This window comes from Pontibacter populi (assembly GCF_019336435.1).
GTDB classification, from domain to species: domain Bacteria; phylum Bacteroidota; class Bacteroidia; order Cytophagales; family Hymenobacteraceae; genus Pontibacter; species Pontibacter humidus.
The window spans coordinates 702,334-726,207 of the sequence record NZ_JAHWXQ010000001.1 but is presented as its reverse complement, the minus strand read 5'-3'; the positions used below and the strand labels follow the sequence as shown (position 1 = coordinate 726,207).

General features: G+C 45.2%; 19 protein-coding genes and 1 riboswitch. Of the genes, 12 read left to right on the top strand and 7 right to left on the bottom strand.

The genetic code is table 11. The features are described from left to right. The first annotated feature begins 588 nt into the window (after window positions 1–588). The 3 genes from KYK27_RS02990 (at window position 589) to KYK27_RS02980 (ending at window position 6,131) form a co-directional block, all read left to right on the top strand. Complete coding sequence (locus KYK27_RS02990) at window positions 589–4,608, top strand: T9SS type A sorting domain-containing protein (RefSeq protein ID WP_199108564.1); 4,020 nt, start codon at window positions 589–591, stop codon at window positions 4,606–4,608. 112 nt (window positions 4,609–4,720) lie between these two features. After that, a complete protein-coding gene (locus tag KYK27_RS02985) occupies window positions 4,721–5,245 on the top strand; it encodes an AAA family ATPase (protein WP_199108563.1) in 525 nt (174 codons plus the stop codon). Between the two features lie 10 nt (window positions 5,246–5,255). Continuing rightward, complete coding sequence (locus KYK27_RS02980; RefSeq protein ID WP_199108562.1) at window positions 5,256–6,131, top strand: aldose 1-epimerase family protein; 876 nt, start codon at window positions 5,256–5,258, stop codon at window positions 6,129–6,131. A gap of 63 nt (window positions 6,132–6,194) precedes the next feature. Here the strand turns inward: KYK27_RS02980 and KYK27_RS02975 are convergent, their stop codons facing one another. After that, complete coding sequence (locus tag KYK27_RS02975) at window positions 6,195–6,443, bottom strand: hypothetical protein (protein ID WP_162427632.1); 249 nt, start codon at window positions 6,441–6,443, stop codon at window positions 6,195–6,197. 224 nt (window positions 6,444–6,667) lie between these two features. Continuing rightward, window positions 6,668–6,764: riboswitch (TPP riboswitch) on the top strand. 60 nt (window positions 6,765–6,824) lie between these two features. Here KYK27_RS02975 and KYK27_RS02970 point away from each other — a divergent pair. The 3 genes from KYK27_RS02970 (at window position 6,825) to KYK27_RS02960 (ending at window position 11,560) form a co-directional block, all read left to right on the top strand. Continuing rightward, a complete protein-coding gene (locus tag KYK27_RS02970) occupies window positions 6,825–9,290 on the top strand; it encodes a TonB-dependent receptor (RefSeq protein ID WP_199108561.1) in 2,466 nt (821 codons plus the stop codon). Between the two features lie 583 nt (window positions 9,291–9,873). Beyond that, window positions 9,874–11,052, top strand: coding sequence for an acyl-CoA dehydrogenase family protein (locus tag KYK27_RS02965; RefSeq protein WP_199108560.1), 1,179 nt, complete (start codon window positions 9,874–9,876; stop codon window positions 11,050–11,052). A 244-nt stretch (window positions 11,053–11,296) separates the two neighbouring features. Next, a complete protein-coding gene (locus KYK27_RS02960; RefSeq protein ID WP_233150223.1) occupies window positions 11,297–11,560 on the top strand; it encodes an endonuclease domain-containing protein in 264 nt (87 codons plus the stop codon). Between the two features lie 256 nt (window positions 11,561–11,816). Here the strand turns inward: KYK27_RS02960 and KYK27_RS02955 are convergent, their stop codons facing one another. Beyond that, on the bottom strand, window positions 11,817–12,323 hold the full coding sequence (locus KYK27_RS02955; RefSeq protein ID WP_199108559.1) for a phospholipase D-like domain-containing protein: 507 nt from the start codon (window positions 12,321–12,323) through the stop codon (window positions 11,817–11,819). A 211-nt stretch (window positions 12,324–12,534) separates the two neighbouring features. Here KYK27_RS02955 and ruvB point away from each other — a divergent pair, with 211 nt between their 5' ends. Beyond that, window positions 12,535–13,581, top strand: a complete 1,047-nt coding sequence (ruvB, locus tag KYK27_RS02950) for a Holliday junction branch migration DNA helicase RuvB (protein WP_199108558.1) — start codon at window positions 12,535–12,537, stop codon at window positions 13,579–13,581. Window positions 13,582–14,073: 492 nt separating this feature from the next. Next, window positions 14,074–14,553, top strand: a complete 480-nt coding sequence (locus KYK27_RS02945) for a DUF6169 family protein (RefSeq protein ID WP_199108557.1) — start codon at window positions 14,074–14,076, stop codon at window positions 14,551–14,553. Here KYK27_RS02945 and KYK27_RS02940 read toward each other — a convergent pair. After that, the gene (locus KYK27_RS02940) at window positions 14,550–15,629 is read right to left on the bottom strand and encodes a hypothetical protein (protein WP_199108556.1); all 1,080 of its coding nucleotides are present in this window, start codon (window positions 15,627–15,629) and stop codon (window positions 14,550–14,552) included. The genes KYK27_RS02945 and KYK27_RS02940 overlap by 4 nt on opposite strands. Window positions 15,630–16,031: 402 nt before the next feature. Here KYK27_RS02940 and queG point away from each other — a divergent pair, with 402 nt between their 5' ends. Further along, on the top strand, window positions 16,032–16,997 hold the full coding sequence (gene queG / locus KYK27_RS02935) for a tRNA epoxyqueuosine(34) reductase QueG (RefSeq protein ID WP_199108555.1): 966 nt from the start codon (window positions 16,032–16,034) through the stop codon (window positions 16,995–16,997). On the opposite strand, the gene KYK27_RS02930 is transcribed toward queG, so the two are convergent. Further along, window positions 16,981–17,172, bottom strand: a complete 192-nt coding sequence (locus tag KYK27_RS02930) for a hypothetical protein (RefSeq protein WP_162427625.1) — start codon at window positions 17,170–17,172, stop codon at window positions 16,981–16,983. The genes queG and KYK27_RS02930 overlap by 17 nt on opposite strands. 166 nt (window positions 17,173–17,338) lie before the next feature. On the opposite strand from KYK27_RS02930, the gene KYK27_RS02925 reads away from it, so the two are divergent. Continuing rightward, complete coding sequence (locus KYK27_RS02925; protein WP_199108554.1) at window positions 17,339–18,790, top strand: BatD family protein; 1,452 nt, start codon at window positions 17,339–17,341, stop codon at window positions 18,788–18,790. Further along, window positions 18,787–19,866, top strand: coding sequence for a chorismate synthase (aroC, locus tag KYK27_RS02920; RefSeq protein ID WP_199108553.1), 1,080 nt, complete (start codon window positions 18,787–18,789; stop codon window positions 19,864–19,866). Before KYK27_RS02925 ends, aroC begins: the two co-directional genes overlap by 4 nt. A 15-nt stretch (window positions 19,867–19,881) precedes the next feature. Here the strand turns inward: aroC and KYK27_RS02915 are convergent, their stop codons facing one another. The 3 genes from KYK27_RS02915 to KYK27_RS02905 all read right to left on the bottom strand — a co-directional run bounded on the left by KYK27_RS02915 (window position 19,882) and on the right by KYK27_RS02905 (window position 22,359). After that, window positions 19,882–20,559 carry an ATP-binding cassette domain-containing protein gene (locus KYK27_RS02915; protein WP_199108552.1) on the bottom strand — a complete coding sequence of 226 codons (678 nt, stop codon included), beginning with the start codon at window positions 20,557–20,559 and terminating at the stop codon, window positions 19,882–19,884. After that, the gene (locus KYK27_RS02910; RefSeq protein WP_199108551.1) at window positions 20,552–20,869 is read right to left on the bottom strand and encodes a hypothetical protein; all 318 of its coding nucleotides are present in this window, start codon (window positions 20,867–20,869) and stop codon (window positions 20,552–20,554) included. Before KYK27_RS02910 ends, KYK27_RS02915 begins: the two co-directional genes overlap by 8 nt. 101 nt (window positions 20,870–20,970) lie before the next feature. Continuing rightward, entirely contained in the window at window positions 20,971–22,359 is a 1,389-nt protein-coding gene (locus KYK27_RS02905) for a sodium:proton antiporter (RefSeq protein WP_199108550.1), read from the bottom strand. 217 nt (window positions 22,360–22,576) lie between these two features. Between KYK27_RS02905 and KYK27_RS02900 the strand changes: the two genes are divergently transcribed. Further along, window positions 22,577–23,188 carry a NifU family protein gene (locus tag KYK27_RS02900; protein ID WP_199108549.1) on the top strand — a complete coding sequence of 204 codons (612 nt, stop codon included), beginning with the start codon at window positions 22,577–22,579 and terminating at the stop codon, window positions 23,186–23,188. Window positions 23,189–23,874 lie beyond the last annotated feature (686 nt).

The following is a 23,874-nucleotide window of genomic DNA, read 5'->3' as shown; positions in this document are numbered from 1 at the left end:
TCTTTAACTTCCAATATATATACCTGCACTATATAAAGGATACTAATATTTATTAAAGTGCAAAATAATAAGGATATAGCACTATTATTTCCGTATTCTAATTTATAGTTCGGCTTAAGTATTTAGGCTGTTCTATATATAGCTGTTCCTCTACACACTATACCTATACCCTAATAGGTCCTATGGCTGAATTGCCGTGGGTAATTACGCATTTGTTAATTCATAACAGCATGGTAATAATCTATTCAAGGGTCAACTTCCTGAGTTCTATTCTTCCTTTCCATTCATACATCATTTCCTGATGCAGCATGGGCATCCTCGGGCTATTTATTTCCTATAGTAGCTCCCGAAAAATCAATTTCTTAATCAAATCAGCTAACCATGACAAAACTTTACTTCTGGCAGAGGTATATGTACGCCTTTGTTACGCAGGGGCATCAGCCTCCATAATAAAAGCACTTCTTCTGAAGATTACAACAGGCAATATAACGGCTACCGAAGGCCGGTCTGGTTTGCTGGATTATCCTTGTTCCTGAATCCGGGGACGAAAAAAATAACTGATTACTTAACTATGAAAAACATTTACACATGAAGAAGTTCGACGATTATTCGTGTCTGATGAGACACGCTTTAAAGTATCATTGGCAGAAGTTATGGCTCATACTCTGTATGCTGGCTGTGCCTTTTGTGATTCACGCTGAAGCATGCAAGCGTAATGCTGCTGAACCAACCGGTAACGTAGCCAAAAACTACCAGCACTGGGCTGATGTAGATAACGAGTGGAATGGGGACATCCTGAGTCCGCAGAAGTCTGACTATTTTGAAGGAGAGGTAATACCGCATGTATATGTAGTGGAAGCTTCTAATGCCACGCCTTTAGTTAATGGCCAGACTTATACAATGAAAGTAAACATGAATTACTTCCAGAGCAACACGAATGCCGGCGGTTTTGCACACATGACCACCTATAATATCAACCGGTCTCCGGGCCTGTTGCCGAACGCCTCCGGGCTTGCTCCGGTAGCAGACGCTACGTTTACAGGCACCGGTATGGAAGGTGTTTTCTATACTGTTGATGCAGATATAGTTTCAGTATCAGGTGCAGTGCCTGCTGGTGCCGCCACCAAAGACCATACCGTAACTATAACATGGACTTACACCGGCACAACCACTACCACAGGCATCGCTGAGATCTACTTTGGTTTATACATTGCTGAGCCGGGCCAGGTACCAAACCAGGGGCTGGGAGAAACCGACGGCGCATCTGCCTGGACAGGTGGTTCTTTACAGACAACCGTTAGCGATGTTGTTTTTGGAGGGGGAGCTCTATCAATACAATTAGCGCCTTCTGCAATTATCAGAGGCACCATTAGCGGTTTAAAATACAGCGACCTGAATAAAAATGGAAACCAGGATGCCGGCGAACCTGCCCTAGCAGGATGGAAAATTTACCTCGACCTGAATAACAACGGTACCTGGGACGATGGAGAGCCATCGGAACTTACTGCTGTAGACGGAACCTATAGTTTCTCTGTAATTCCGGATGCGGGCAGCGGCGATACAAAGAATGACCCATACATAGTGCGCGAAGTGCAACAGGCTACTTATACGCAAACTGAGCCGGTTAATCCTGACTACTACGCTATAGTTATTACTGCTGCTAACCCGGTTCATACAGGCAAAGACTTTGGTAACTTCGCATGCATTAATCCGGAGATAAATACGCCAGCCATTGGTACGGTTTGTCAGGGAGCCACAGATGCAACTATAAGCTATACCAGTGTTTCAGGGGCACCAGATCAATACAGCATCGACTGGGATGCAACTGCCAACACTGCCGGATTAGCTGACATTTCTTACACAGCTTTACCAACAAGTCCGTTTACGATTGCGATACCAGGTAACCTGGCTGCGGGTACTTATACAGGAACTGTTTACGTGCGAAACAGCGGAACAGAATGTACCAGCAGTGGTACCCAGATCACGTTAACTATAAATGCTACTCCAGCAGCATTTGGGCTAACAGCAACAGATTATTGTGCCGGTGCAACAACACTCGGTACTATTACACTGGCAGATTCTGAAACGGGTGTAAGCTATCAGCTTTATAGTTCAGCGGGTGTAGCAGTACAGGCTGCGATGGCGGGAACTAATGAGGAATTGTTATGGACAGGCATAACAGCCGGTACGGGTTACTATATAGTTGCTACAGGCACAGGCAATTGTACCAGTACAACCGGAACTATAAATGTTGTTGCCAATCCGCTACCTGATGCAAATGCTGGCACCGATAAGCAACTTACCTGCACAACCAAATCTGTAACACTTGACGGGGCCTCTACTACAGAAGGTGTTACTTATGCATGGTCAGGGCCTGATGGGTTTACATCTACGGATGCCGCCCCGACAGTTAGTGCGCAGGGTACTTATATACTCACTGTAACCAATACAGCTACAGGTTGCACTGCTTCCGATGCCGTAGAAGTAACAGTTAACGATGAGTTGCCGACAGTCTCAATAGGTACTAACGGTCAGACGACTACCCAGCTCACCTGTAATGTTCCGACCATGACCTTAACTGCCGCCGCAAGAGTTAATGGAGAGCTAAATCCAGAGTTTGTTACCTTAAGCTGGACAGGCCCGGATGGTTTCACATCATCGGCACAGCGTATAGAAGTATCAGTAGCAGGAACCTATGTTCTGACAGCTACGAATACCCAAACCGGCTGCTCTGCCTCTGCATCGATGGGTGTCACCGGTCCTGTGTATCCGAATGCAAGTGCGGGACCAGATAAAGTATTGACATGCGCTCAAGCAACTGTCATGTTAGAAGGCTCATCAACGCATTTCTCTGGATGGGCAAGCTATACCTGGGTTGCAAGTAATGGCGGTAACATCGTTTCAGGTGGTCATACCTTAACGCCTATAGTTGACAAAGCGGGTACCTACACATTAACTGTTAGAGATTCCAGAGGAGGATGTGAAACTAGTGATGCAGTAGAAGTAACCGGAAATACTGACTTGCCTGAAGTTACGATAGCACCAGAAGGAAAAACCATGATCTCCTGTTCTCAAACAAGCGTGTTACTGAAGTCATATGTAACTCCTGCAGGTATAGATGTGCTATGGTCAGGGCCAAACGGCTTTACTGCTACAACTCAAACTATAACAGTAACTACACCGGGATTATACACTATTACAGCTACTAATCCTGAAACTGGCTGCAGAGGTAGCGCAAGTATAACTATAAGCGATGCTACAAGGGAGCCTATTGCCAAGGCCGGCCCGGATAAATGGCTTACCTGTACTTCAACTTCTGTAGTGTTAGAGGCTTACAAAGATGAAAATGACGGACCACTTGGTTACTTGTGGATCAATGAGGAAGGTGATGTTGTAGGTAGCCAGAGAATAGTAACTGTAACAGAGCCGGGTACTTACACGCTCAGAGTGCATAACATCTATTCAGGATGCTCAGCTACTGATGAAGTTGTTGTAAAACGCAATTCTCAAGCTCCAAACATCAGTGCAAAAGGGGGTACGCTTAGCTGCGATACGGGTACACTGCAACTGATGGGAGCATCTACTACAGCGGGTGCTACTTATAGTTGGACTGGCCCTGGTGGTTACACTTCCACTGCTCAGAACCCTACAGTAAGTGTGGCCGGCGAATATATGCTAACAGTTACAAATCCTGAGAATGGTTGTACTGCCAGCATGAGTGTAATTGTAAATCCACAACCAGTGGTACAAAAGCCGGAAGTTGTTTGCTACACAATTAACTTCGAGGAGAGCGAGACGGGCTTTGTAACAGCTGCCAATACTGGTGCAGGCATGGTCAATATTTTCAACTATAGACGCAACGTGGATGGCACTTATGCTGAGGAGAACCATGCTTCCATCTTTGATACCGGGAATCCAACTGGTGATGACCTTGACCTTTGGACGCCGGACTGGGGCCATGTACTGATCATCAACCAGGACCTGAACCCAGAGCCGAACGACAACCCTTGGGGTGGTGAGATGACACTGGATTTCTCAGAGATCGGGCCGGTAACCATGACATCCCTGAAAGCGCTCGACTTTGATGTGTACGAAAACAACTCGTGGATTTACCTATACGATGGCAAAGGCAACGAGCTGTACAAAGTACAGATCAAGAGCTTGGGCAACATGAGCCAGCAAGTGGTGGATCTGGGTAACACAAAAGGTGTGATGTACATGCGTGTGATACTGGATGGCTTTAACGAGCACCATATGCTGGCCGGTTCAGGCGCTATCGACGACATCAAGTTCTGTGTTGAAAAAGAAGGCGATGCACCTTGTGTTACTGTTGAGCCAACCAACGAGATTCGGGCCACTGCTTTCCCAATGCCGTTCTCTGATCGTACTACCATAGAGTTTACAACAACAGAGTCGCAGGACTATATTATTCAGCTGTTCGACGCAAAAGGCAGAATGATACGTGAGCTGACATCTGGTAAGGCCAAAGCAGGTGAGCGGGTTACTATAGAGGTTGATGCAAGCGACTTGCCAAATGGTATGTACATTGCCAACATTATAGGTAAGACCGGAATTAAAAAGTCGGTTAAACTGATCAACAAAAAATAGCTTAGCTTAATTAATACCTTAAACTGCCCTGTAGCTTCCGGCTGCAGGGCAGTTTTTTTATAGTTAGAACCGTAACTATAAGCAGCTGCTTTTTTTTAGCGTACTTTGCCGTATGCTGAAGATCGCAATCACAGGGCCGGAGTCTACGGGGAAATCTACTTTATCGGAGCAGCTGGCCAGCCATTACCAGACAGTCTGGGTGCCGGAATACGCACGTACGTATATCGCAAACCTTGACCGGGAGTATACTATAGATGACATAGAAGCGATTGCCCGCGGGCAGCTGCAGTTAGAAGAGCAACTGCAAACTATAGCGGCAACTATACTTGTATCCGATACCGACCTGCTGGTGCTAAAGATCTGGAGCGAACACGCTTTTGGCCGGTGCCCCGATTTTATAGTTGATAAATTACAGCAACAGGACTATAACCTTTACCTGCTCATGGGCGTTGATTTGCCGTGGGAGCCTGATCCGCAGCGCGAGCATCCGCATCTCCGGCAATACTTCTACGATTGGTATAAGCGTGAACTGGAAGCCTTGCTGGTACCGTTTGCCGAGATTGGCGGGCAGCAACAGGATCGTTTCCTGAATGCAACCCAGCACATAGATGCGCTTTTGAAGCAGCACAAACTATAAAAAGACGTACATGCTATATTTTTTACAGAACGAGAACTATAAAGTAGGGGTAGAGAGCCTTGGTGCCGAACTGCAGCACTTTATAAAGTTAGATGAGCAAATTGAATTTATCTGGCAGGCCGACCCGAATGTGTGGGCAAGCCATGCGCCAAACCTGTTTCCTATAGTTGGCGAATTGCCCGATGCCATGTATACGTTTCAGGGGGAAACCTACCCGTTGCTACGCCATGGCTTTGCACGCCACAAAGAGTTTAAACTGGTTGATGAGCACCATGATAAGCTGGTATTTGAGCTGACGCACGACGAGGAAACCCTGGCGCAGTATCCCTTTAAATTTACGTTGCTGGTAGCCTACAAACTGGAGTGGAATAAACTATCGGTAACGTACCTGGTGCGCAGCGACGATGACCATGCCATGTATTTCTCGGTAGGCGGGCATCCGGGCTTTAATGTACCGTTTTACCCGAACGAGAACTATACCGATTATTACCTGGAATTTGAGCAGGAAGAGACCCTGAGCCGATACCTGTTAAACGCGAAGGGCCTGCAGAACGGCGATACCGAACGAGTATTGCAACAGGAACGTGTGCTTCACCTGAAGCATGAATTCTTTGAGAAAGATGCATTGGTATTCAAAAACCTCAACTCTGAAAAAGTAACACTTTCAAGTACCAGCAATCCACGATCTGTAGAAGTTGAGTTTCAGGGTTTTCCTTACCTGGGTATCTGGGCGAAGCCGGGGCCATCGCAATACGTTTGCATAGAGCCATGGTGCGGTATTGCCGGCCGGGTAGGAGAGAGCGGCGAATTGCAGGACAAGGAAGGAATACAGGAAGTAGGACCCAAGCAGGCGTTTGAGCGCACATTCAGTATCACCATTCTGTAGTAAACTACACTATCAACAAAAAGCCCTGACACTTTATAGGTGTCAGGGCTTTTTGTTTTGCTTTTAATGCAAAGACGGTTCCGGAAGCTTAGGTAATTTTATAGTTCTGAAATCATATCTTGGTTCAAAATCATTTACCGGCAGCGATATTCCGGGTGGAAGATCCAGATCTGGCAGGCCATCGCCTAGTGGTTCTCCTCCGTCGTCATCACTGTCTGATGATGGCGGATGATTAAACTTTGTACGAGGCGAAAAGGCGTAGTAAGCCAGTATAGTAAGCAAAGCTAAAGTATACAGTAAGCTGATCATCATCACGTTCTCGACTTAAAATTTTATCTGTTCAGCTGGCATATCTTCTTGATTTGGCTGTAGTTAGGGTCAGATGCAGGAAAATGTGCCTGTTCTTTCTAAAACGTACTTTATGTGTTAGGGTTTGTCTATTAGCTAAAAAAATTCCTATTTATCTGAATTTTATTATATAAGTATATTCTTATAAAGTAGCACGGTTTTTTAAATCAGTAATAAAGGCGTACTTTTACTGGCAGTAGGGGTGCCTTATTATAACGGGCTGAGATCATACCCATTGAACCTGTACGGGTAATGCCGTCGTAGGGAAACAAAAGGGAAACACAAAAAGCAGGATGCTAACCCCTGGCATTACTGTATGTGTCACTAGTTATTTTTAACCATTTCATGAAAAATTTCCTGTTTGCACTGGCTGTGTGTTTATTGCCATTGCAATTGCTTGCGCAGTTTAACCTGAGCGGGCGCGTAACTGATGTTGCCACCGGTAATGCCCTGCCGGGTGCCAGCGTGGTTCTCGAGAATACTACTGCCGGCACCACCACTGGCCCGGATGGCTCTTTTACTTTCACAAACCTGGCAGCCGGTAACTATAGTTTAAAAGTAACCTTCCTGGGTTTTGAGCAGAAAAAAGCAACTATAAACCTGCAGCAAAACGAATCTGTAACACTGGCTTTACGGGCTAAAGCTTTTCAGGCCGGCGAAGTTATAGTGCAGGCCACCCGCGCCGACGAAAAGACCGGAACCACTTACACCAACGTTACCCGCGAAGCCATAGAAGAGCGCAACTTCGGCCAGGATATGCCTTACCTGCTGGAGCAAACACCCGCTGTGGTGGTAAACTCTGATGCAGGCGCCGGTGTGGGTTATACCGGCATCCGGATACGTGGTTCTGACATTACCCGCATCAACGTTACCGTAAACGGCATCCCGATCAACGACTCTGAAAGCCACGCTACCTTTTTTGTGAACATGCCTGATTTTGCCTCTTCGGTAGAGGATATCCAGATTCAGCGTGGGGTAGGTACCTCTACAAACGGAGCAGGTGCATTTGGGGCCAGCATAAACATCCAAACCCAGCAAACCCAGCCCAAGCCTTACGCCGAAACCAGCCACAGTTACGGCTCCTTCAATACCTGGAAAAACAACGTGCGTTTCGGAACCGGACTGATAAATGGCAAGTTTGCGTTTGATGGCCGCTTGTCGCGCATTAAGTCGGATGGCTATATTGACCGTGCTTTCTCGGATCTGAAGTCATTTTACTTTTCGGGTGGTTATTACGGCGAAAAAAGCATGCTGAAGTTCGTGGCCTTTTCGGGTAAAGAGAAAACCTACCAGGCTTGGGATGGCGTGCCAGAAGATAAACTGGAAACAGACCGCACTTACAATGGCATTGGCAGTTACACCGACGAAAACGGTGTCGAGCGCTTTTACGAAAACGAAACCGACAACTACCAGCAGGACCACTACCAGCTGCACGTTGCCCAGGATTTGATGCCGCGCCTGAACCTGAGCGGCGCGCTGCATTTAACCCGTGGTCGTGGCTATTACGAGCAGTACAAAGAGAATCAGAAGCTGGCAAACTATAGTTTAAGCCCGGTAACGATTGGTGATGAAACCATAACTCGTTCAGACCTGATCCGCCAGAAGTGGCTCGATAACTACTTTTATGGCGCTACCTATGCCCTGAACTATAGTACCGAAGACACCAAACTGAATGCTACCCTCGGCGGTGCCTGGAACAAATACGATGGCGACCATTACGGCGAAGTGATCTGGGCAAGGTATGCCTCCAACAGCGAGATCGGGCATCGGTATTACTTTAACAATGCGGTTAAAACGGACTTCAACATCTTTGCTAAAGTCACTTACCAGCTAACTGAAAAGCTCGGCTTGTTCGGCGATCTGCAGTCACGGACTATAAACTATAGAATTGATGGCGTGGACGATGATAACCGAAATGTAACGCAGCAGGCAGATTTCAATTTCCTGAATCCGAAGGCAGGTGTAACGTACGCGATCACACAAAACCAGAGCGTTTATGCTTCTTATGCCATCGGTAACCGCGAACCAGCCCGCACCGACTTTACTGATACACCAATAAACCCACTGGCTGATATTGCCGGACCAACCCATGAAACGCTATACAACCTGGAAACAGGCTATAAACTGCGTGGCAACACAACCGGTTTATTTGGAACTGATGCCAACTATAGTTTTGATGCGAGCTATTACTACATGGACTATAACAACCAGCTGGTGCCAACCGGAGCGCTGAATGATGTAGGCTCGCCACTGCGCACCAACATTAAAGACAGCTACAGAACCGGTGTAGAACTGGCCGGAGCGCTTAACCTGAACGCTATAGTTGAAGTAAGCAGCACCGTAGCTTTTAGCCGAAACAAGATCCGTAACTTCACAGAGCATCTGTACACCTATGATGCCGACTATAATGTGGAAGCCATTACGCTAATCAATCATAAATCAACTGATATAGCTTTTTCGCCGGCTATAGTTTCAGCGCATAAACTGGAAGTGCAGCCCGTAAAAGGGTTTAAAGCAGCGTTACTTTACAAAACAGTTGGCAAACAATACCTGGATAACACCAGCAGCGACGACCGTAAACTGGATGCTTACCAGGTAACCGACCTGCGACTGCGCTATACTATAAAACCCACTTTTATGAAAGAGCTGGAATTTGCGTTGTTGGTAAATAACCTCCTCAACAAAGAGTACGAAGCCAACGGCTACACCTGGACCGAACTATACACCGGCGACCAGACCCGCTACGACTATAACTACTATTACCCACAGGCAACCCGCAATTTCCTGTTCTCTGTCGGGATGAAGTTTTAAACTATAGTTTATAGTTTTACTGAAAGAGCCCTGTCGTTAATGGTGGGGCTCTTTTGTTTGTCAGCACCAGGGTTTACAGGATTTTAGGATGAGCAGGATTTTATAATTATTTATTCTGACATGGCGCGAGCGTCTTCGCTCGTGACAAACTATAGCGTGGGCCTCTGGCCCGTGTAAACCATAGTTATTTGCCGTTATGCTGTTCCGGACATCTTTGTCCGGAACTAATCCTGAAGCGGATTTCCTAATCCCCGTATTACGAATAACGCGGATTAGGAAATCCCCGGCAGAGGGCTTTCGGACTTGGAAGTCCGAAAGAGCTTTTGATTACAAATCCAATACCATAGTTAGGCATGAGTTACAAACCCGCGCCAGCATACAGTAAAGATTGCTCTCCTTGTATAGGAATAATAAGGAGAAGTGCCTTAACTATAAAACTATAGCCAAACTTGTGACATTGAAATACTTCGCTCAATTACATCAAAATCCTGAAAATCTTAAAATCCTGTAAATCCTGATTCAGATTATAGTTAAAATTTTAACTTTGCGTATTACCCTTCTCAAAAACCTTTAAAACAGAACTATGGCTTACGAACCAGCAGGTGCGCCTGACTACTATAACATCGACGATTTACTTACAGAAGAACATTTGCTTATTCGCCAGACTATGCGCGACTTTGTGAAGCGCGAAATATCTCCAAAAATTGAGCAATGGGCACAGGATGCACATTTCCCTTCGGAGATCGTGAAAAAGTTTGGTGATGTAGGTGCTTTTGGCCCAACTATACCAACTGAGTATGGTGGTGGCGGTCTCGACTATATCAGCTATGGTATCATTATGCAGGAGATCGAGCGTGGTGATTCCGGTATGCGCTCAACGGCTTCGGTGCAGGGCTCGCTGGTAATGTACCCGATCTATAAATATGGTTCAGAAGAGCAGCGCAAAAAGTACCTTCCAAAGCTTGCAAGTGGCGAGTGGCTGGGCTGCTTCGGCTTAACCGAGCCGGATTTTGGTTCTAACCCGGGTGGCATGGTAACCAACATTAAAGACATGGGCGATCATTACCTGCTCAATGGTTCTAAAATGTGGATATCCAACTCGCCGGAGTGCCAGGTAGCGGTAGTTTGGGCTAAGAACGAAGAAGGCCGCATTAAAGGTCTTATAGTAGAGCGCGGTATGGAAGGCTTTACAACACCTGAAATCCACAACAAATGGAGCCTGCGCGCGAGCTGCACCGGCGAATTGGTTTTCGATAACGTGAAAGTGCCGAAAGAGAACCTGTTACCTAACATAGATGGTTTGAAAGGACCGCTGGGTTGCCTTGATTCTGCCCGTTATGGTATTTCGTGGGGCGCCCTGGGTGCTGCTATCGATTGCTACGAATCTGCACTTAAATATAGCAAAGAGCGTGTCCAGTTTGATAAGCCAATTGGCGGTTTCCAGTTAACACAGAAGAAACTGGCTGAGATGCTGACCGAGATTACCAAAGCACAGCTGATGGTTTGGCGCTTAGGAACCCTGATGAATGAAGGCAAAGCCACAACCCAACAGATATCTATGGCAAAACGCAACAGCGTAGATATGGCCCTGCACATTGCCCGCGAAGCACGCCAGATACACGGTGGCATGGGCATTACAGGCGAGTACCCGATCATGCGCCATATGATGAACCTGGAATCCGTGATCACTTACGAAGGGACACACGATATTCACCTGCTGATAACCGGCGCTGATATTACCGGTATCCAGGCTTTTAAGTAAAACCCCTCTCAACTCTCCCCTAAAAACAGGGGAGGACTCTGAAATAGTAAGGCAGCTACGAGAGTAGCTGCCTTTTTTTGTCTGAATCAGGATTTTCAGGATTAAAGGATGGGAAGGATTTCAAGAATAGAATATGGCGCGAGCGTCCTTGCTCGCGTTGAAATATAGTTTGGACCTCTGGCCAGTTGTAGTAGGGAACAATTCCCCTCCTCGGAGGGGTTAGGGGTGGGTAAATCGTTTACCGATGAAAAGGCAAATCATATCCTACAAACCTTACCTAAAGGAACTAGCAAAACAATTGCGACAAAACAGTACTCTGTCCGAAGTATTGCTTTGGAATGAACTGAAGAACAAGCAAATACTTGGTTATGATTTCGACAGGCAAAAGCCAATTGATAGTTTTATAGTTGATTTTTACTGTAAAGAATTGTCGTTAGCTATTGAAGTAGATGGTGATAGCCATGACTATAGTTTTGAAGAAGACAGAAATCGGCAGTTTACGTTATAAAAGCTTGGTGTTAGATTCCTTCGATTTGATGACAGAGAGGTAAAACAAGAGTTAACCAACGTACTTCGAACTATTGAAGCATGGATACTGGCTAATCAGCAGAAGTAAAACCCACCCCTAACCCCTCCGAGGAGGGGAATTGTTCCCCGGCATTAGGTAAAGTTTTATAGTTACATTTTACTTATACTATAACCTGAATAATCATCCGAAACAGCATAACTATAACACCTAAAACCTTGGTCGATCTCAAAAACCACTACTCCTCACTCTGCCGGAACTCTTCCCTGCTTTTGCCTCCGGGGTTGTACTTCATCATACCTTCCCAGAGCCGGTCAAATTCGCGGCTATAGTCCTGCACAATACTGAGGTTGTCGGTTACCAGTATGTTTTCGTGGTTATACATGGCGGCGCTACGGGTCCAGTTGTAGCTGCCGGTTAGCACGCGCGTTTCGTCGAAAATGGCAAACTTATGGTGCATGTGGCTGCGGGTCTTATCTATCCGCACCTCCAGGCCTCTAGCTGCCAGTTCTCTTATATCGGAGCCTATATCGTGCAGTTTATTATTATCCGTAATGATCCTTATCTGTAAACCACGCTGGTGCGCTCTTAGAATAGCTTCCGAAATACGATCGTCGCTTATCGTGAACACGCAGATCTTCATGGTCTTTTTTGCCTCCTCAATTGCCGTTATGATAGCTTCCAGGCAATCATCGCCGGGGCTGAAGAAAGCACGACTGGTAATTTTTTGTGGTATTTGCTGCATGAACTATAAATTAGGCCACTGAAAGGTACGTTTCAGGCTTCAGTTTAGACAGTAATCTGTAGTAATGCTAATTATATTAGAATTATGGGTAAATACTATAAAATAATTAGCAAAATTACGTAAATTCGTACCTATAAATGGAGCGAAAGCAGCACCCGAACTGTTATCTTCAGGTATAGCAAAAGCTGATTTTTAAGTAGAAAATAGAATAATGAGAGAAGATTATCTCACTGGCGAAAAGGAACACTTAACGCCAGCCGAACGCGATATAGATAAGGCACTCCGTCCGCTTAGTTTTGCCGATTTTACAGGGCAGGCCAAAGTGGTGGAGAACCTGAAAATATTTGTGCAGGCAGCCCGCCGTCGTGGCGAAGCCCTGGACCATGTGCTGCTGCACGGACCTCCGGGACTTGGTAAAACCACGCTTTCGCACATTATTGCCTCGGAGCTGGATGCAGGTATAAAAATGACATCAGGACCGGTACTGGATAAGCCAAGCGACTTAGCTGGTTTGCTTACTAACCTCGACCCGAACGATGTACTTTTCATTGATGAGATTCACCGTCTGAACCCGATCGTGGAAGAGTACCTGTACTCGGCTATGGAAGACTACAAGATCGATATCATGCTCGATTCTGGTCCGAATGCGCGTTCTGTACAAATTAGTTTGAATCCGTTTACCCTTATTGGTGCTACCACACGTTCCGGTTTGCTTACTGCGCCGTTGCGTGCGCGTTTCAGTATTAATAGCCGCCTGGAGTATTACGATGCCGAGTTGCTGACCTCGATTGTAAAACGCTCATCAGCTTTGCTGGGTGCGCCGATACATGCCGATGCTGCTTACGAGATTGCCCGTCGTAGCCGTGGTACGCCGCGTATTGCCAACAACCTGCTGCGCCGTACCCGCGACTTTGCCCAGGTAAAAGGCGACGGAACTATAGATGTAGAGATTGCCAAGTTTGCGCTGCATGCCCTGGATGTAGACCACAACGGTCTGGATGACATGGACAAACGCATTCTTTCATGCATTATTGATAAGTATAAAGGCGGCCCAGTTGGTATTTCAACTATAGCAACTGCTTGCGGCGAAGAAGCTGAAACGATTGAAGAAGTGTACGAGCCGTTCCTGATCCAGGAAGGTTATATTAAGCGAACCGCCCGCGGCCGCGAAGCTACCGAAGCTGCTTACAAGCACTTAGGTAAAATTCCGCCACAACATGCACAGGCCTCAGGTGGCTTGTTTGATCAGGCAGAGTAACTAAACTATAGTTTATAGTATAAAAGAGAAGAGCAGGCCATTTGGTCTGCTCTTCTCTTTTATACTATTAGCTGAGAACTGCTTTAACACTACAACTACGGGTTGCCCCGAGTGTAAATATACTAAAGGTTTATCCACAATTTTACAAACCGCATCCGACAGATTGTGCAGAGGGCGAGCTCTTGAGCCTAGAGCGGTAATGAAAAGTATTAAGTGACCAAGACCCTTAGGCTTTAAATGCCATAGAGAATCTCAGATCAAGCCTAGCAAGGTTTATGCTTTAGGTTTCTAAACTATTTTTGTAAAATAAATGTATAATAAATACATTTGATAACTAATGGACCTGCCCTTATTCAATTGCAGGTACTAGAAAGGGTGATAATATGAAAGCTACTCCGATCAAAATTAACTGGAAAGCGCTTGCCCAGAGAATTAAGAATGATAAAGAGCGTATAAACAAGTTCTTACATACAGACCAAGAACATCTGTTAAATGATATTCAATTCATTAGGCCTAGCTCCGTACGAGAGCCAGTACAAGCAGAATAGTTTTTTCTTTACAACTGATACAGGAGCCATCTATGAGATATACTTCACAGATGGCTCCTCCTATTTTGATGACTCTGTGGGATTTGCTCCTTATTCAGCGATGATGGGCTTTCGGCCGACTCAAGAAGATCAGGAGAGAAAGTTTGATCCTAGAGTTGCGGTGACAGTTGCAAGACACATATTTGAGTTTCTAGAAGATGAAAGGAACACGCTTATATTCGTATGCGACCCCCATGATGAGAGACAGACACAGCGCGGGCGGCTATTTAACCTTTGGTTTTTAAGGTTTGGGTTTAGTGAGTTTTTTAAGAAAATAGACTTAGGGAATAATGATGTTGTCTTATCGTTTATGTTTCGTCATTCTAGTCCTTTCAATGAGGAAATAGAGGGTGCCTTGCCCGATGTAAGACGGAAATGCGATTAATGATATTCCTCTCCAAATAGCTCAATCAAGGTATTATAGCTAAGAATACTTAATTCTATACGTTCATTAAAATGTTGATTTATAGCAACACAATAGGCTTCCTTTTCTTCTGGGTTATAAAGGTCCTGTTGTGCGTGGGCATAGTTCAGATGCCATGTTCTTCCTAGCCAATAGTTTCCTTCTTCTAAGTCTTGTATATCATTAATAGAAATGCTTGATGAGCCTATATGATCACCGCCGTAAATCCGTGTTAACTTAGTTACACAGTCGGTGATAGCCTGAATCGGAATACTATCAATAGAAGAGCTTAGAAAAATGTGAGTCTGAGTAGTTAGATTGAAAATCTTTGAGTTATCAAAGATCCTGATGGTTATTATATCAAAAATGCCAAACTCTTTCACCGGGAGCTGGTAAGTGAAATCAATGTAGAGAATGTTATTATCTTCAAACTCAATGTGTCGAAGGCTTTCTTGGCCCGACAGAATATCATCAATGTTGAATTCCAGAAAATCTAAAACTGAATTCTTACGTGGGGTACGATCTAAAATTCTTGCGTTTTTCTTTACTATAAAACCGAGTTGCTTCTTTGGTGTTTGAAAATAAGTTAGCTTAAATACAAGATCGTGTGCATGATGAAACCATAAGCATGATATTGGCAAATCTCCATCTTCAATTATGCCTCGCGCGAGTTTCTGTACCTTATTAACATTATAGAATGAGTGAAAGTGCCTATCGTCGTATAGCCCTGTCCCAAACATAAAATGAAGTTTATCAACTATCTTTGATATTAAGTTAACATCATGTGTATGGGTAATGAACAGGAACTCCTGATCTCCATTATCATAGTATCTTAAAACCAAATGGTCAAAAATGCCTAGAACAGGGCGATTATAGCGTTCAAGTATGGTGTCAACACCGTAAGCCGCATCGTGTGGCGAGTTAAGAATTTCCTCAAAGGGTACTTGGTGGAAGTCTTTCTCACTCAATTTGAGTAATCCAAGAATATTCTTTTCACCAGCTTTCAACCTGTCAAGAAGTCTAAAAAGGGGAGCAGTAGTTCTGAAAAGTCGCATCATTTATACTAGCTAATGAGAGTTGTTGCCTGATTACTTATATATTATTTCTTGTATTCCTTCCTTGTCTTTCTCAAGCCTTGCAATTTCTTGATAAGGATACATTGGTAGATCAACTGAAAATTAAGATAGTAATAATAATGATTTATGGTACGCTATATTATAATTGTGTGTATACTTTGCAGTAGTATCAAAAATATTCTTGTTTTTAATGTTTAGAAAATTTATGATCGAGGTTTAACAATAAGGTGACCTAGGTAGTAGATGGCATTTCCTTTCGTTTACTTTATTCTAGTCATGTGTTATTAGTATAGAGACTTATAATTATTAGAATCGGACTTTTTTCTCCGTAATTTTGTTCTTCTAGAACTATAGCTGCTAACTATAAGCCGGCTGAACTATAACTTGAACAAAGCACAGCACACTTATCTTATCAAACAGAAGGCGCAGGAACTGGGCTTTATGTATTGCGGTATTTCGAAAGCGGATTTCCTGGAAGAGGAAGCACCACGGCTGGAGAACTGGCTGAAGCAGAACATGCACGGCCAGATGCACTACATGGAGAATCATTTCGATAAGCGCCTGGACCCGCGTCTTTTAGTTGATGGGGCGAAATCTGTTGTGTCGTTGCTGCTCAATTATTACCCTGCCAAAGAAACCCAGCAACCCGACGAGGATACTTACAAGATATCGAAATACGCCTACGGCACCGATTATCACTTTGTGATCAAAGACAAGCTGAAAACGTTGCTGGATTACATTAATGAAACGATAGGCGAGGTGGGCGGTCGTTGCTTCGTGGATTCTGCTCCGGTGCTGGACAAAGCCTGGGCATCGAAAAGCGGATTGGGTTGGGTAGGGAAACATACATTGCTGATAACACCGCAAGCAGGTAGCTTCCATTTTGTAGCAGAGCTGATCATAGACCTGGAACTGGACTACGACGGGCCGATAAAGGATTACTGTGGAAGTTGTACCAAATGCCTGGATGCCTGCCCGACCGATGCTATAGTTGCACCTTATGTTGTGGATGGCAGTAAATGCATATCATACTATACCATAGAGCTGAAAGACCAGCTGCCGCAGGAAATGAATGGCAAGTTTGGTAACTGGGTATTTGGCTGCGACATTTGCCAGGATGTGTGCCCCTGGAACCGTTTCAGTAAGCCGCACAACGAACCTGCTTTTGCGCCCCATCCAGACCTGGGCAAACTTAAAACCAGCGACTGGCAGGAACTGACACACGAAGTTTTTTCGCAGCTATTCAAGAAATCGGCAGTAAAACGAACGGGCTACAACGGTCTGTTGCGCAACATAACGTTTGTGCAACAAACCGAAGAAAACTGCCCGGATACTATGGCTGAAGTTTAGCAAATACCCGGTTTATGATAAAGAGGTATTTATTGGAGAACTGGTCGTAACACCACTGTTTTAATTGCAGCAGCTCATCTGCAACCAAAAATTTAAAAGCTTTTCTGAGCTCCTTTTCAAACAGCATTTTGTCGAAGCTAACCTTCAGCAAAATGGTTTTTACATATTCCAACATGTCAGTAAAGTAATAGAATCAGGTTCTTTTTTCAGTTACGCATTCCTGCTGCAAAGGTGCTGGCTTAAGCAGGTAAAGTTGGTTAAAATGCAGCTTTTAAGGGGGAACAGGTAATTTGGCAGTTTGTTACAGAGTTCTACGTTAAGAAATTGCTAAATTTGTTCCGATGCGCTTTATCTACCTAACCTTATTTTTCCTGCTATTATTGCCTGGCACGCTGCTGGCGCAGCAGATCAGTATTGCATTAGGTAAAAGCCCGCTGCCCCTGAACCAGTACTATACCATTGGTATTCAGCTCCATGACCAGGCCCTGAAAGAATACAGCCCGTTTCCGGAAATAGAGGGTTTTAAGAAGAGTACCAAGTATTCATCCACCGAAACTATAATTACCGGCGGCACCACTACCAAAATACTGACCGTTTACCAGAACTATGCCCCGCTGGCTGAAGGGGAATTTGTACTGAAGCCTTTCAGCATGAAAGTGAACGGGCAAACCGTGCAGTCGCAGGGGACAACTATAGTTGTGAAGCCTATGGCCACTGCTACCACGCCGGGTACCAACATTCCAGATCTAATCGCCGCTGACAAGGAACCGGAATCAACTATAGATGTGCAGCCCGAGTACATTGAAAAAGACGATAATGCCTTCCTGACGCTGTATACCAACAAAGATGAAGTGTATGTAGGCGAAGGATTTACAGTGGCACTATACTTCTACCTGGCAGCCGAGGATCAGCAACTCCTGGATTTTCATGATTTCACGAACCAGATAAGCGCCATACTAAAGCTGCTGCAACAGCCTAACGTGTGGGAAGAGTCGTTTGAGTTTACTGAGATCACGCCGGAAAATGTGATCGTGGAAGGCAAACCCTACCTGCGGTTTAAACTATACGAATCAGTACTGTACCCGATAAACCTGCAACCCATCCGGTTTCCGCAGCTCTCGCTTAAAATGCTGAAATATAAAGTAGCAAAGAACCCGAACCTGCTGAATAACGAACGCCAGGAGGGCTACAAGACCTATTTTGCCCGTCCGCGCGAGATAAAAGTAAAACAATTGCCGCCTCACCCGCTGCGCGATGCCGTGCCGGTTGGTAACTATAGCTTAACCGAAAAGCTGTCCCGAAAAGACGCGCAGGTTAATAAAAGCATTTCGTATTTGTTCAGGGTTGAAGGAGAGGGCAACCTGGCAGCCATTATGCCACCAGTGCCTGAAACGCAGCCCGGCCTGGACTTTTATCCGCCGGATGTGCGCCAGGATGTTACACGCCGCGCCGGTCGTGTAATGGGTTCTAAAAGCTTTACCTATACTGTACTGCCGCGGGAGCCAGGCAACTATAAGCTGGGTAAGTTAATGCACTGGATCTACTTCGACCCGGTAACAGCCCGCTACGATACGCTCCGGCCAACCTTAACTTTATCGGTAACCGGCACCCGCGATACCGATGCCCTGGTTTTGTCCCGCGATCTGGGCTCTTTTTACAGAATTATCGAAAACGAAGACAACACCCTGGTAAGCCTGCACCAGTTAGATGAGATCAGGCGCTATACAAACATTATCCTGGTGGTGTTGCTGGTAGTTTCGGGCTTCATCTTTATTAAACGCAGAAAACTATGAGCAATACATACGGTACCCTTTTCAGGATAACAACCTTTGGCGAGTCACATGGACCAGCTGTTGGCGTTGTAATAGATGGTTGCCCCGCAGGTCTCGAAATAAGTACTGATGAGATACAGGTAGCCTTAGACCGCCGTCGTCCCGGCCAGTCCGATATTACGACCCCGCGCAGCGAAGAAGACAAGGTAACGATACTTTCAGGGATTTTTGAAGGTAAAACTACCGGCACACCTATAGCGCTTGTCGTTAACAACAAAGACCAGCACAGCCACGATTACAGCCATATAGAGCACGCTTTCCGTCCATCGCACGCTGATTATACTTACACAACCAAATACGGTACCCGCGATTACCGTGGCGGTGGCCGCAGCTCGGCCCGCGAAACTGTGGCGCGTGTGGCAGCCGGTGCCGTGGCAGCAAAGTTACTGAAGCAGCATGGCATAACTATAAATGGCTATGTATCGCAGGTGGGGAGTGTGAAACTGCGCAAACATTATGCTAAGCTCGATTTCAGGAGGATAGATTCGAATAAAGTGCGTTGCCCTGATGGCGCTATTGCAGCCCGCATGATCGGTGTGATAGAAGAAGCCCGTAACAGCTTAGATACGATAGGTGGAGTAGTTACTTGCGTGATACAAGGTGTGCCTGCTGGTTTAGGAGAGCCTGTTTTTGACAAGTTGCATGCAGAATTAGGCAAGGCCATGCTGAGTATAAATGCGGTAAAAGGTTTTGAGTACGGGAGCGGTTTTGAAGGCGTAAAGCTGCGTGGCTCCGAACATAACGATCAGTTTTATACTGATGAGCAAGGCAATGTTAAAACAAGGACCAATCACTCCGGAGGCATACAGGGTGGCATCAGTAACGGGCAGGATATTTACTTTAATGTAGCGTTTAAGCCAGTAGCAACTATACTGCAGCCGCAGCAAACTATAAACGATGCCGGCGAAGAGGTAACCCTACAAGGCAAAGGCCGCCACGACCCGTGTGTGCTGCCACGAGCCGTGCCTATAGTTGATGCTATGGCTGCACTGGTGCTGGCAGACTTTATGCTGCGCCAGAAAGCAAATCAGGTATAGAACTAACTATAGTGCCTATTTCAAGGCGTTTGCCGGAATGTACCCCCACTGGTATAGTTCTTCCATGCCGTGTATAGGTCTGGCATATCCATCAGCAAGAAGTATGATCCTATCACTGACCCGCAACACCGACTGGTAATCGTGGTCCGTAATGAGGAAGCCTTTTGTTCCAAGGTGTGCCTGAAGTAGTTCTTCTATGTATTCCACATATAGGGGTGCAATTCCGGAGAATGGCTCATCCAGCAGCAGGAACTTTACATCTTTCTCTAACAGGAGCATCAATTCGAAATAGCGCAATTCACCTTTCGAGAGTTCACCGGCATATTTTGTAAGGTGATGCTGTATGCGCTCGTCCTGTTTTATAGTTTCTCTTATATCCTGCTCTTTATGATAAAGATCTATGATCTTGTGCAGCTTTATGTTGGCAGGCAAAAAGTCGTGTTGCGGAAGGTATGCCAGTAAACCCTCGCTTTTGTAAGGCTCACTATACACGTTACCATTTATGCGAATGTGTTTATTAAGTGTGGGCAGCGTACCAAAAATGATTTTGAGAAGAGTTGTTTTGCCACATCCATTCCTGCCCAGTAAGCCTACAATTTCGCCGGTTTTGCAGCTTAAATAGATATTGGTAAGAAGTTGCCTGTACCCATAGTTATGCAATATGCTGTCTACTTCCAGTTTGTTTTCAGGCATACAGATATAGTTTCAGGAGGAACAGCAAAACTGCAATGGCTATATTACATAAGTAAGCACCAACTATAAGCCCTGCTTTGCTGATGCCTAGATTGTGGTAAAAGTAGTATTGGTTCTGGTAGCGCTGCTCGTAAAAGAACAAGGCTAATACAAAACCACCGGTCAGTATACTCAGACTAAAGGAATTGATAAACCCTACAAGTTTATTAGCACTAAAACCCAGGCTAACTATACTTGCCAGCAACGAAAAGGGCAGGCTAAAGCTCATCAGCACGCGATAATAAATAAGGTAGGGCTTGTAGCGAGGCACTCGTTAACCGTTTGTTTCTTTGAATATAGTTAGATTTAATTATAAACAAAAGCGCCGTTCCTGTAAGGTAGGAACGGCGCTTTTTATAGTTTAACTATAGTTTAGAACAATTTCAGCTCAACCACCAGGTACCAGATAATGATCAGAATTGGTAACAGGAACGGGATAGAGTAACGGAAAACATAACCGAAGAAAGATGGCATTTTAATACCGGCACTTTCAGCGATGGCTTTTACCATGAAGTTAGGCCCGTTGCCAATGTAGGTAAAGGCACCAAACAATACCGATGCCAGCGAAATGGCTTCCAGTAAGGTTAGCGTAATAGGATCTGCACCGGTACCGGTGGCAAACTGGCGAACTTCAACCACACTGCTTTGGGCCATGTCGTACTTGGCCATGCCCAGCGACAGGAAGTTGGCATACGTAGGCGCATTATCCAGGAAGCTGGAAAGCGAGCCGGTTGCCCAGTACAGGAAGTTAGGAGTAATGTATTTTGCATACTGCGGTGCAGAGGCAATTTCAGCGGAAAGTTGTAAGGCAGGCATCATCGTAAAGAAAATACCAAAGAACAGGAACACAACTTCCAGGATCGGGTGGAAAGAGAACTGGTTACCAGCCAGAGCCGTTTTGCTTGAATTACGATAGCAGAAGAAAGCAGCAGATAATTGAATTACTTCACGGAGGAAAGAGAACTTGTTGCCATCGTAAGAAATGTGCGGTAAACCTTCTATCACGTTAGGGTCCAGGAAAATAGCCCCGATGATAATTGCCAGCCAGAACAGGTTGCGCTTACCACTTACATAAAACTCTGTACGTTCATCCAATTTCGATACTACCTCCGGACTAGGCGTAAAGTCAACTATCTTATTTCTTCTGTCTACAAGGTAAAAAACAAGGCAAAGCAAGGAAACTGCAATAAGCCAGGGTGTAAACAGGTGCTGTAATGTCCAGAAGAAAGGAACGCCTTTCAGGAAACCGATAAACAACGGCGGGTCGCCAAGCGGGGTAAGCAGTCCACCTGCGTTACTAACTATAAAGATGAAGAATACGATCTGGTATGCTTTAATACGGTGTATGTTCAGGCGGATGAACGGGCGGATAAGCAAAAGGGATGCACCTGTTGTACCTACAACGTTTGCTAGCACGGCTCCTATAGCTACCAGCGCTACGTTCATGGCTGGTGTGGCTCTCGCGTTTACGTTGATATAAATACCGCCTGCAGAAATGTACAAGGAGCTAAGCAGCACAGCAAACGAGGCATACTCAAAGAAAGTATGTATCGGCATATGCACATCCTGCATAGCAAAGAGGTAATACCCTAACACTATAAGGGCAAGCGCTACGGCCACTTTTTTATAGTTGTGTTCCCAGAAGTGGCTAAAGAAAATTGGCCCCGCGGCAATCATGCCGATCAATAATAGAAAAGGAATGATAAGGAAGCCTGGCGGAGAAATTTGGTTCTGGGCCAGTAGAATGAAATTAGTTAGCATAGGTGTTTGTGAATTGTCAGCAGCGCTGAGCTAGTTGGTTGCGGGGCAAAGATAAAATATATAGGTTCAAATGCTATTCAGAGGCAGAAATATGTAATTTTTTGTTGGCCTAATCTCATTTAAGACTGTGCCTGTATTTCTTTACTTCTTAGAAATAATGCCTAATTTTGGAAACTTTAAGGCTAGGTCCAAAGTTTTACTTAAAACGTAGATTCCCATGATAGAAAATAAAGAGAAAATGGTGTCGGTATATGCTGAGGCTAACCCGAACCCAGAGTCAATGAAATTAGTGATGAACGTGCAGTTACTGCCTGATGGCCAGAGCGTGGATTACCCGGATCTGGAGAGTGCAGTAGAGTCGCCGTTGGCACAGGAGCTTTTCAATTTTGATTATGTTTCGCGTGTGTTCATTGCCAGCAACTTTGTAACTATAACCAAGAACTCAACTATAGAATGGGTAAAGCTAATACCTGAGCTGCGCACATTCCTGAAGTCCTATGTAGAGGCTGGTGGCCCGATATTTAACGAAGGCTTCTCTGCTGCCCCTAAAACTGAAGCTGCAACTACCGCCGAAACATCAGAAGGCGATGCAGTTATCGTTAAGAAAGTTATCGATCTGTTGGAAAACTATGTACGCCCGGCTGTAGAGCAGGATGGCGGTAATATTTCTTTCAAATCGTATAACGATGGCGTGGTTACAGTGCACCTTCAAGGCTCATGCAGCGGCTGCCCATCAGCCACGGTAACACTTAAAGCCGGTATTGAGAACCTGCTGAAGCGTATGGTACCAGAAGTAAAAGAAGTAGTTGCTGATGGCGTTACCATCTAATTAAAAGCAACTATAAATTATAAAGAAAGCCGGCTCCCTTATAAGGGCCGGCTTTTTTGTTAATACGAACCGGAACCAAGGTTTTTCAAGAATTGATGGTTTTAGGTTCATCTGACCGGGATAAGATACCATTTCTGCCGCAAGTTTAACGGAGTGTAACTTGTGGCTGTGTATGGCAGCAAGTTTTCAACTTGCTTTGCTTTGAAAAAAGCAAAATCAGCGATGGCCGAGCAACTATAGTTTGCTCTAAACTATGCTGGCGTAGTCTGTGACTTGCCTCTAAAGTTAAATTTGTAATGCATCTGGGCCGGAGGCCCAACTATAGCCGACACGAACGAGGACGCTCGCGCCATGACATAATTACTAACTATAGATCTTTCTAACTTTAAATTTCAGCAACATGTTTTTTCCTGCTTGCGCAGAAAGCCAGTTGCAAACTGGCACCATAATTAACCACAAGTTACGCGGACGCTAAACTTGCGGCAGGAATAACATCTTACCTAATCAGGAAAAACGCTTTAGCTTTCATCACAAGTCATTCCTGGGTCAGAACTATAGTTACATTGCGTAGACGCAAAATATTGCGTCTCTACATTTCCTGTTAATCGTTTATCTCTTCCTTACTTCTGGTTCATAAAAAAAGCCCGGAGCGTATGCTCCGGGCTTTTCATTTATTTACTAAGCTA